Below are 1,649 nucleotides of genomic sequence, written 5' to 3' on the forward strand. Positions count from 1 at the left end.
AAGCGAACGATTTATTTTGTCCCGATTTATTTAAAAAAACTGTTGACGGTTGTGACGCAACTCCTCATAATGCGCCCGTTCCCAACGAGACAGCGATAGAACGAAAGGAACGGAAACATGGTTTTGGCTACGTAGCTCAGCTGGTTAGAGCACATCACTCATAATGATGGGGTCACAGGTTCGAATCCCGTCGTAGCCACCATCCCTAAGAACTTTTTTAAAGAGTTATTAGGAATAGTTGCGGAAGTGGCGAAATTGGTAGACGCACCAGATTTAGGTTCTGGCGCCGCAAGGTGTGAGAGTTCGAGTCTCTCCTTCCGCACCATGTTTTCAGTAGGTCTATCGCCAAGCGGTAAGGCAGCGGCTTTTGATGCCGCCATTCCCTGGTTCGAATCCAGGTAGACCTGCCAACTATTTAAGTGAAAACCTTTCATAAAGGGGTTGTCACTGAGAGAGAGAATAGTTATATTGTCTCGCTCCAAAAGATGGCTACGTAGCTCAGCTGGTTAGAGCACATCACTCATAATGATGGGGTCACAGGTTCGAATCCCGTCGTAGCCACCATTCCTAAACATTCTCTTCAYTGAGAGYTTTTAGGAATAAATAATGCGGAAGTGGCGAAATTGGTAGACGCACCAGATTTAGGTTCTGGCGCTGCAAGGTGTGAGAGTTCGAGTCTCTCCTTCCGCACCATTGTTTAAGTTTCTAATCAATGGTTAGAAACCGATAGCGTAAGCTGTCAGCTGTAGGTCTATCGCCAAGCGGTAAGGCAGCGGCTTTTGATGCCGCCATTCCCTGGTTCGAATCCAGGTAGACCTGCCACTATTTAGCTATTAAGACAATGTCTTGATGCATGAAAATTCGATGCGGAAGTGGCGAAATTGGTAGACGCACCAGATTTAGGTTCTGGCGCCGCGAGGTGTGAGAGTTCGAGTCTCTCCTTCCGCACCATCGAATTTCTTTTCTAAGCGAACACTTAGAAAACGATAGCAAAGCTGTCATCTGYAGGTCTATCGCCAAGCGGTAAGGCAGCGGCTTTTGATGCCGCCATTCCCTGGTTCGAATCCAGGTAGACCTGCCACTATTTAGCTATTGAGATGATTATCTTAATTAGCAGACAATTTATGCGGAAGTGGCGAAATTGGTAGACGCACCAGATTTAGGTTCTGGCGCCGCGAGGTGTGAGAGTTCGAGTCTCTCCTTCCGCACCATAAATTGTTGTGGCTACGTAGCTCAGCTGGTTAGAGCACATCACTCATAATGATGGGGTCACAGGTTCGAATCCCGTCGTAGCCACCATTCCTAAACATTCTCTTCACTGAGAGCTTTTAGGAATAAATAATGCGGAAGTGGCGAAATTGGTAGACGCACCAGATTTAGGTTCTGGCGCCGCAAGGTGTGAGAGTTCGAGTCTCTCCTTCCGCACCATGATTTAAGTTTCTAGTCGATGATTAGAAACGGATAGTGAAAGCTATCAACTGCAGGTCTATCGCCAAGCGGTAAGGCAGCGGCTTTTGATGCCGCCATTCCCTGGTTCGAATCCAGGTAGACCTGCCACTATTTAGCTATTGAGATGATTATCTTAATTAGCAGACAATTTATGCGGAAGTGGCGAAATTGGTAGACGCACCAGATTTAGGTTCTGGCGC

Annotated in this window: 12 tRNA genes; all 12 read left to right on the plus strand. The window is 47.1% G+C overall.

Features of this window, described 5'->3' with window-relative positions:
- Positions 1-125: 125 nt before the first annotated feature.
- The 12 genes from CIK04_RS32170 to CIK04_RS32225 all read left to right on the plus strand — a co-directional run bounded on the left by CIK04_RS32170 (position 126) and on the right by CIK04_RS32225 (position 1,557).
- Positions 126-202 (plus strand) — tRNA-Met (locus CIK04_RS32170).
- Positions 203-240: 38 nt separating this feature from the next.
- Positions 241-325 (plus strand) — tRNA-Leu (locus tag CIK04_RS32175).
- Between the two features lie 10 nt (positions 326-335).
- Positions 336-410 (plus strand) — tRNA-Gln (locus CIK04_RS32180).
- Between the two features lie 77 nt (positions 411-487).
- Positions 488-564: transfer RNA gene (locus CIK04_RS32185), tRNA-Met, on the plus strand.
- A gap of 44 nt (positions 565-608) precedes the next feature.
- Positions 609-693, plus strand: a tRNA-Leu gene (locus CIK04_RS32190).
- A 54-nt stretch (positions 694-747) separates the two neighbouring features.
- Positions 748-822 (plus strand) — tRNA-Gln (locus CIK04_RS32195).
- Between the two features lie 44 nt (positions 823-866).
- A tRNA-Leu gene (locus tag CIK04_RS32200) sits at positions 867-951 on the plus strand.
- Between the two features lie 55 nt (positions 952-1,006).
- Positions 1,007-1,081, plus strand: a tRNA-Gln gene (locus tag CIK04_RS32205).
- A gap of 45 nt (positions 1,082-1,126) precedes the next feature.
- A tRNA-Leu gene (locus CIK04_RS32210) sits at positions 1,127-1,211 on the plus strand.
- Between the two features lie 11 nt (positions 1,212-1,222).
- A tRNA-Met gene (locus CIK04_RS32215) sits at positions 1,223-1,299 on the plus strand.
- Positions 1,300-1,343: 44 nt separating this feature from the next.
- Positions 1,344-1,428: transfer RNA gene (locus CIK04_RS32220), tRNA-Leu, on the plus strand.
- 54 nt (positions 1,429-1,482) lie between these two features.
- Positions 1,483-1,557: transfer RNA gene (locus tag CIK04_RS32225), tRNA-Gln, on the plus strand.
- The last annotated feature ends 92 nt before the right edge of the window (positions 1,558-1,649 follow it).

The organism is Vibrio sp. 03_296, assembly GCF_002265885.1.